At 63.7% G+C, this 8,004-nt stretch carries 6 protein-coding genes and 2 pseudogenes; 3 read left to right on the forward strand and 5 right to left on the reverse strand.

Annotated features, from left to right (window positions below):
• Positions 1-372: 372 nt before the first annotated feature.
• Positions 373-1,023 carry a TetR/AcrR family transcriptional regulator gene (locus tag VGG53_RS11915; protein ID WP_331518264.1) on the reverse strand — a complete coding sequence of 217 codons (651 nt, stop codon included), beginning with the start codon at positions 1,021-1,023 and terminating at the stop codon, positions 373-375.
• A 113-nt stretch (positions 1,024-1,136) separates the two neighbouring features.
• On the opposite strand from VGG53_RS11915, the gene VGG53_RS11920 reads away from it, so the two are divergent.
• Together VGG53_RS11920 and VGG53_RS11925 are read left to right on the forward strand one after the other, a co-directional pair.
• Entirely contained in the window at positions 1,137-2,339 is a 1,203-nt protein-coding gene (locus VGG53_RS11920) for an NmrA family NAD(P)-binding protein (RefSeq protein WP_331518265.1), read from the forward strand.
• A 343-nt stretch (positions 2,340-2,682) separates the two neighbouring features.
• Positions 2,683-3,063 carry an EthD domain-containing protein gene (locus tag VGG53_RS11925; RefSeq protein ID WP_331518266.1) on the forward strand — a complete coding sequence of 127 codons (381 nt, stop codon included), beginning with the start codon at positions 2,683-2,685 and terminating at the stop codon, positions 3,061-3,063.
• On the opposite strand, the gene VGG53_RS11930 is transcribed toward VGG53_RS11925, so the two are convergent.
• The 4 genes and pseudogenes from VGG53_RS11930 to VGG53_RS11945 all read right to left on the reverse strand — a co-directional run bounded on the left by VGG53_RS11930 (position 3,053) and on the right by VGG53_RS11945 (position 7,053).
• Positions 3,053-3,676, reverse strand: a complete 624-nt coding sequence (locus tag VGG53_RS11930) for a TetR/AcrR family transcriptional regulator (RefSeq protein ID WP_331518267.1) — start codon at positions 3,674-3,676, stop codon at positions 3,053-3,055. The two genes, VGG53_RS11925 and VGG53_RS11930, sit on opposite strands and share 11 nt — an antisense overlap.
• A 92-nt stretch (positions 3,677-3,768) precedes the next feature.
• Positions 3,769-5,251: pseudogene (locus VGG53_RS11935) on the reverse strand (aldehyde dehydrogenase).
• Positions 5,252-5,265: 14 nt separating this feature from the next.
• Positions 5,266-5,762 (reverse strand): annotated as a pseudogene (locus VGG53_RS11940) (LLM class flavin-dependent oxidoreductase); the annotation flags it as partial.
• 34 nt (positions 5,763-5,796) lie between these two features.
• Entirely contained in the window at positions 5,797-7,053 is a 1,257-nt protein-coding gene (locus VGG53_RS11945; protein ID WP_331518268.1) for a cytochrome P450, read from the reverse strand.
• Between the two features lie 138 nt (positions 7,054-7,191).
• Between VGG53_RS11945 and VGG53_RS11950 the strand changes: the two genes are divergently transcribed.
• Positions 7,192-7,965, forward strand: a complete 774-nt coding sequence (locus VGG53_RS11950; RefSeq protein WP_331518269.1) for an SDR family NAD(P)-dependent oxidoreductase — start codon at positions 7,192-7,194, stop codon at positions 7,963-7,965.
• The last annotated feature ends 39 nt before the right edge of the window (positions 7,966-8,004 follow it).

Here is an 8,004-nt window from a genome sequence, read left to right on the forward strand (position 1 = left end):
CCGCCGAACTCCAATCCGACAACGCGCCGATCAGTCGTGCCGCGGTGTAGCGGTCATCAGCGAACGACAACGTCGCCAAGATGCGTCGATGATCGCTCATGCCGACATCGACATAGCGCTGCTCGCGCAGCCAGTCGGCCGTCATGTCGTGACCTTTCTGCGGTGCGTCACATGTTGTTGAATCGGTGGATGAGGCTTGTGCCGCACGCGATCCGGCCTCCACCGGGTTCGCGTTGTGCAGCCGGCCACGGCGGTTATATTACGCGATGTAAGGTAACCTGCTAGGGTTTGTGGCTATGGCCGGACGGACGATACTGGATCGCGCGGAGTCGTGAAGTGCGGCGGCCACCAATGTGGCACTGCCGCCAGGCTTTAGGCGCCGTTCAACAGTCCGCGTTCGAGGAGCTCTAGCACCTGTCTTCGCGAGAATTTGATGGCTGCGGCGCTAGTGGGTAACGGTCCATCGAGCAGCAGTCCGGCCAGTCCGTGCACTGCTGACCAGGCGGCAATCTCTGCTCCGTCCCTGCGCTGTGGATCCAGTAGGCCGGCGGCCTGCGCTTCGTCGAGTACCCGACCAAGGATCTCGAAGGGGTCGTCGCCGGCGCTGGTGTCTATGGGGTCTCGGCCTCCGCTGGCTCGGGCGGGGTCCGCGTCGGGCGATGTGGCCGGATGCGAGGCGAACGCCGCGCGAAACAATCCCGGCTCTCTGAGTGCGAAGTCGATGTAGGCGGTGCCGACCGCTCGCAACCGGCGGCGCGGGTCCTTGGTGCGGTTGACCCGTCGGCGCATCTCGGCGGCAAGCTCGTTGCGCGCGAAACGCGACACCTCGCCCAGCAGTGCTTCGCGGTCGCTGAAATGGCGGTAGGCCGCCGAGTGTGACACGCCGGCCGCCCTGGCCGCCTCGCGCAGAATCACTCGATCAGGTCCACCCTCGCGGGCCAGCGCAATGCTCGCCTCGATCAGGGCGGAGTGCAACGCGCCGTGATGGTAGGGCTTTCGGCCGGGCGAGTCCGTACTGCTCATGCCTTTACCATGCCACGCGACCGGGGTGTTGACAGTGGTCACATCAGATCGCATACTACAAATGTAACCGACGGTCACATCGTGGATCGTCCGAGAGGTGAAAGGGAATTCCAATGACAAAAACGCGTGTGCTGGTAACCGGTGCGACTGGCAAGGTCGGCGGCGTAGTCGCCGCCCAGCTATTGCACAGCGGAGTGGCGACGCGAGCCTTGGTGCATCGCAATGATGCGCGCAGCGAACGGTTGCGTGCGATGGGGGCTGAGATCGTTGTCGCGGATATGCTTGACATCCAGCAGGTTCAGGCTGCGGTGGATGGTGTGGACCGGCTGTTGTTCGCGCTGCCTTATCACCCGCACGCTCTGGACAGCGCGGTCAGCTTTGCGGTGGCCGCGCGCCGCTCGGGCGTACAGGCAGTGGTGGCCTTGGGGCAGTGGCTGGCCAGCCCCGAGCATCCGTCGCTGATGACCCGCCAGCAATGGTTGACAGACAAGCTGTTTCAGCTGTTGCCCGACACCGCCCACGTTGCGGTCGACCCGGGATTCTTCGCCGACAACTATCTGAAAGTTCTCCCGTTCGCCGCCCAACTCGGTATCTTGCCGCTGCCGACGGGCGGCCGCCGAAACGCGCCGCCGTCCAACGAAGACATCGCCCGCGTCGCGGTCGGTGCGTTGCTCGACCCACACCGTCATGACGGTCGCGCCTACCGCCCGACCGGACCGACGCTGCTGGCCGGCGCCGACATCGCTGACGCGGTCGGTGAGGCGTTGGGGAGGCGGGTGCGCCACATCGACATCCCCCCGTGGATGTTCTTGCGGGCGCTACGGGTGGACGCCAAGCACCTTGGAACCGACCAATTCTTTGAATCCCAGGTGCGCCATTACATGCCCGAAGACTCCCTAGGCACGTGGGAAATAGACGCCCCGACGACACACGTTCGCGATGTCGCCGGAGTGGAACCCGAAGACTTCCTGACCATCGCACGTCGCTACGTCAACGCTGCGGACACCCGGCGCACCCCCGGCCGTATGCTGCGCCAGATCGGAAAGTTCATGTTGATCGGGCTCGTTCCGGGGCACAACCTCGCCCGCTTCGAGCGACTCCAGCAGCATCCCCAACCCGCCCGGCCCCGGTATTCGGCCGAGTCGAACGTATGGCGAAACGAGCACACTGCTACCGCCGACTCAGCCCATTATCGTTTCGGCGCAATCGAAATCCCGCCGGTGCCGGTAGACCTGAACGCGGCAGCCCGTAGTAATGGCCATCTGCGCAAAGCGGATGTGGAGGGCGACGCGCAGGCGGCGTTCGCACCGGAGTGATCTGGATTTCGGAGAAACGGGATACTCACAGGTTCGCCGGCACCGGCCGGCGTCCTCGGACGAGACTTCCCGGCCGCGCGTCGGTGGGTTTGCCGTCTCGGGCCCGCCCCTGGCGCGATCACGCACCCAGTGCGTCAGCAGGTGCATTTCGCGGAAACCGGAGAGCAGGACGAAAATTCCATGGAGCCAGCCGATGTCGGGAAGCTGGTCGTGCATGCCATCAAGATCAATCAATTCTGCTGCTGCCCAACGCGGCACCTCAATTACCCATGGTGGAACAAGACTTCGACGCGATGCGTGCCAGCAGCGCCTCACTGGCCGCTGAATAGCCCACCGGTGCAACATGACTGGTGAAGGTGGTTCGGTGGTCAAGCTGGTGTTCTGCTGTCGGCGACGCGCTGAGCTGACAACCGAGGAATTACAGAGCTACTGCCGCAACAGTCATGCCGATCTGGTGCGATCCGTCCGCACCGCGATCCCGACAATGACCCGATACGTCCAGAACCACACCGTTTTTGGCCCACTGACCGATGGTGCGCGCGATAGTCGCGGCACCGGTGAACCCTACGATGGCGTCGCCGAGATCTGGATCGACTTCGACGCGACAGCCGCCGATCCCGAGGGGATGGCCACCGCGATGCAGCGGCTACTCGACGACGAGTTGACCTTCGTCGATATGCCGCGCTCGAGTGTCTTCATCCCCGAGGAACACGTCATCTCCTAACGGATCGCTTGCTTGGTAACCGCTGCGTCGCCACTTTCGCCACGCCATGCAGGATGATCGAGCGAAGGTGCTCGATGAGCGCGGCGTCATCCAGTGACGGATTGATCAGGGTGTGCAGCATGACCGCGCCGCGGATGGTATCCAATAACGCGCTGCCGTCGACATCTTGCCGTACCACGCCTTCGGTCTTGCCGCGGTCGATCAGCCGTACATACGCCGCCCTGATCGGTGCGATGTATTTTCTCTCGATCTGTTCAACGAGGTCGGGCCGGTTGTAGAGGTCCGCCGACAACCCGGGAAGACCTGCCAGGTATGCCGGGTCGGATTGAATCGCCACCATCGCTGCGATCAGATCGGTCAGCGAGTCCGCGAATGGCTTGTCATCATCGATCAACGGCCCTGGGTCGTCTGTGGTGAAGATCGCGTCCTCCACAAGCGCAAACTTGGTGCCCCAGTTGTCGTAGACAAACGGTCGTGACACTCCGGCCACTCGCGCGACTTCCGATAACGTGACCTCGTCATAGCCCTTGGCGATCAGCAGTTCCCGCGTAGCGGCCAGCGCTGCCTCGCGGCGCACCTCGTCTTTGGGGCGACCACCTCGCGTGCTGCCCATCGTCGGCTCCTCCGGTGGCTCAGATGACGCCCTGCGTCGGGAGGAGCGGCGCGCCGTCACGCTGCGACTCTACGCGGGAGCGCGGGTGAGGATCAGAGTTCAGGCGTGTAGCCGAACGGCAGCAGGACGCTTTTGGCCTCGCAGTAGGCCTGGATGCCCTCGGGCCCGTTCTCGCGGCCGATACCGGAGTTCTTGTACCCGCCGAACGGGGCGCCAGGGTCATTGCCGTACATGTTGACCGCGTAGGTGCCGGTGCGGATCTGCTTTGCGATCTCGATGGCCTTCTTGTTGTCGGTGGTCCACACACTGCCGGCCAGACCGTATACCGAGTCGTTGGCGATGCGGATCGCGTCGTCCTCGGTGTCGTAAGGGATCACCGCGAGGACCGGGCCGAAGATCTCCTCCTGGGCGATCGTCAATTGAGTTGTCGACGTCGGCGAACAGGGTGGGTTGCACGAACCATCCGCTCTCCAGACCTTGGGGGCGGCCGCCGCCCGGTCACGATGCGCCCGCCTTCCTCGATGCCTTTCTGGATGTAGCCCTCGACGCGCTCGCGTTGCTTCTGGCTGATCAATGGGCGGATCGCGGTTGCTGGATCATCGGGCAGGCCGACCGGCATGGCCGACACCGCGCCGACGATCTTGTCGACGATTTCGTCGTAACGCGACCGCGGCGCCAGGATGCGGGTCTGCCCGATGCAGGCCTGACCGGCGTTCATCAATCCGGAAAAAATCAGCATGGGCAGCGTGGAGTCGATCTCGGCGTTCTCGAGGATGATGGCCGCTGACTTCCCGCCGAGCTCAAGGGTGCACGGCTTGAGCTTCTCGGCAGCGATCCTGCCGATCTCCTTGCCCACCGCCGACGATCCGGTGAAGGTGAACTTGTCCGGCTCGGGATTCGACGTTAGCGCGCGGCCGGTCTCTGGCCCGCGGGCACCACCGACAGCACGCCTTCGGGCAGGCCAGCTTCGGCGAACAGCGCGGCCAACAGGTTGGCTGACATTGGCGTTTCGGCGGCCGGCTTCAGGACCACCGTGCATCCGGCCAGCAGCGCGGGGCCGAGCTTGTTGCAGGCCAGGAAGAACGGGACGTTCCACGCCACCACGGCCGCGACCACACCGATCGGCTCGTGCAAGATGAGGGTTTGGCCATAGATGCCGTCGCGCACCTCTTGCCAGGGAAACTTATCGGCGGCGTTGGCGACGAACTGCAGTGACGCCACCCCGCGACCGAACTGCAAAATGTCGATGATGGCGCCAGGCTGACCGGTCTCCAGCCTTAGTAGGTGCTTGAACTCATCGGCGCGTTCCTCAACCGCCGCAGCGACCTTGGCCAGCACCCCCTGGCGTTCGGCCGGCGTCATCCGCGGCCATGGCCCCTCGTCGAAGGCTTTGCGGGCGGCCGCACATGCGGTGTTGACATCGGCTTCGGCGGCCAGCGGAACCTGGCCGACCTTCTGGCCGGTGGCCGGCGAGAAGACCTCGATGACCTCGGAGGTCGACGGTTCGGTCCACACGCCGCCGATGAACAGCTTGGCGTAGTCGGTTTTGGATGCGGTGGATGTGTTACTGGTCATGACACGCCTTCCGGTCACTTGATCAATGAATCTTGTTGTGGAACTTGACTATCGGCAGGTCGGACGACGGCGGCAAGGTCGGTGAGTTGCTCGACGGACTTCGGTCCGACCACCACCATGGTCACGCCGGACTGTTCCCACGTGGTGAGTTGTCGACGGACGTAGTCGATGTCACCGACGATGGCGGCGTCGTCGACGAGTTCGTCCGGAATGACCGCGGCTGCTTCATCTTTACGTCCTGAGCGGAACAGCTTGGTGATGTCGTCGACGACCTGCGCGTAGCCATCCTTCGGTATAGGTTGGCGTGAAAGTTGGTGTCCTCGGAGCCCATTCCGCCCAGGTAGAGAGCCAGGTAGGGTTTCATGACGGCCAGCGTGCCCGGCCGGTCGTCGGTGACGACAACCTGTGCGGTGGCGCAGATCTCGAAGTCGGCGCGGCTGCCTCGAGCGCCGGGGCGTGCGAAACCCTCGTCGAGCCATTCGTTGTACATCGGTGCCAGCCGCGGACTGTAGACCTCCCCTGCGATCCCACGACGTCGAGGTGCCTCACCGCGCGTTGAAACGGACAGGCATCGTGGTGATCCCGTTGATCCATCCGTGCCGCATTCGCGTTAGAGGGCCGGTCATTTCGAGGTCGGGGAGGTGGTCGGCGATCATGTTGAACATGATGGTCAGCTGTTTGCGCGCCAGGTTTGCGCCGATGCAGTAGTGCGGCCCGTTTCCGCCAAATCCCAAGTGCGGGTTGGGATCGCGATCGATGTTGAACGTGAAGGGCTCGTCGAAGACGTCCTCGTCGTAGTTGGCCGAGCTGTAGAACAGGCCCACTCGCTGACCTGCTTTGATCCTCACACCCCCGATTTCGATATCGTGGCGCGCCGTACGTTGGAAAACATGGACCGGGCTTGTCCAGCGGATGATCTCATCGGCAGTAGTTGCCGGACGGGTCCGCTTGTAGAGCTCCCATTGCTCGGGATGGTTGAGCATCGCGACCATGCCCGCCGACGTCGCATTTCGGGTCGTCTCGTTGCCGGCAACCAGCAGCAGCAGCATGAAGTAGCCGAACTCGATTTCAGTGAGTTCGTCACCGTCGGCGTCAGCGGCGACCAGGCGCGAAATGATGTCGTCGGCGGGATTCTTCTTGCGCTCCGCGGCGATCTCATACGAGTAGCCCATCAGTTCGGTCATCGCCAGCATTGGATCCTCGACGCAATCGGGATCTTCGGCCGCCATGATGACGTTCGACCAATGGAACAACCGCTCATGATCGTCCTCCGGGAAACCGACCAGATCGGCGATGGCCTTCAGCGGCAGTTGGTGAGCCACATCCTCGACGAAGTCTCCCTCGGAGTTCTCGGCCGCGGCGGTGACGATCTCGCGGGCGGCCGCGGTCAAACCGTCCTCGAGCTTGGCTACGCTGCGCGGCGTGAAGAGCCGCGAGATCAGCTTGCGCAGCCGCGTGTGCACCGGCGGGTCCGAATTGTGCATGAGGATTTTGGCTGTCTCCAACTGCTCGGCCGGCATGTCGTTGGCATACCGCATCACACAGCCGTTGAGATGCGACGACCACGTCTCTGGGTCGCGTGAAATCTCGCGAATGTGAGCATGTTTCGAAATCACCCAGTATCCGCCATCGCGGAATCCCCCGCCCTTGTCGGGATCCTGCGCGTTCCACCACACCGGTGAGGTCCGCCGCAGCCGCGCGAACTGCTCCACGGGCAGGCCGCGAGCCAGCAGACCGGGGTCGGTGAAGTCGAACCCGTCTCCGAAGTCGAGGTCGGGCTGTAGTTCCGGTGATGTCGTCATGATGAGAGCTCCTGAGCCGTGCCGGCGCTTGGTACGCGTCTACGGGTGGGTGACAACCACACCTTGCCCGAAGGTTATCTTACATGACGTAAGTTAACCTTCGGGCACGGCGCAACGCAACGATTGGGGACACGAAACTTGACCAACGATCCCCTGCACAGGCTCTTCGATCTCAAAGATCGCGCCGCGATTGTCACCGGCGGAACCCGCGGCATCGGCCTGGCCATCGCCGAGGCCCTGGTGAGCTGCGGCGCCAACGTCGCCGTCGCCAGCCGCAAACCCCACGCGTGCGCCGCCGCGGCGGACAAATTGCAATCCCTGGGTGGCGGCAAAGCGCTTGGAGTACCTACCCATCTGGGCGACCTCGACGCGATCGACCGACTGGTCGCGGCCACCGCGCACGAGTTCGGCGGCATCGACATCGTCGTCAACAACGGGGCCAATGCGCTGACTATGCCGCTCGGTGAAATCACCCCGGAAGCTTGGTCGAAATCCTTTTCGGTGAACCTGCAAGGCCCGGTGTTCCTCGTCCAGGCCGCCCTGCCCTACCTACGCGAAAGCCGGCACGCCGCGATCCTCAACGTCGTCTCGGCCGGCGCCTTCATCTTCTCGCCGATCGTCTCGATGTACTCGGCGGCCAAGGCCGCCATGGTCTCCTTCACCCGGTCGATGGCCGCCGAATTCGCCTCGCAGGGCATCCGCGTCAACGCCCTGGCCCCGGGATCGGTGGACACCGACATGGTCCGTGGCAATCCGCTGGAGTTCATCGACGCGATGAAGGCCTCGGCGTTGATGGGCCGCATCGCCGATCCCTCCGAAATGATCGGTCCCGCACTACTACTGGTCTCCGACGCCGGCAGTTTCATCACCGGTCAAACCATCATCGCCGACGGCGGCATGGTGGCCCGCTAATCCCGAAAGGTTCCGACATGACTGTTGACAGCGCTACGA

Origin of the sequence: Mycobacterium sp. (assembly GCF_036490025.1) — a bacterium.
Lineage (GTDB): Bacteria > Actinomycetota > Actinomycetes > Mycobacteriales > Mycobacteriaceae > Mycobacterium.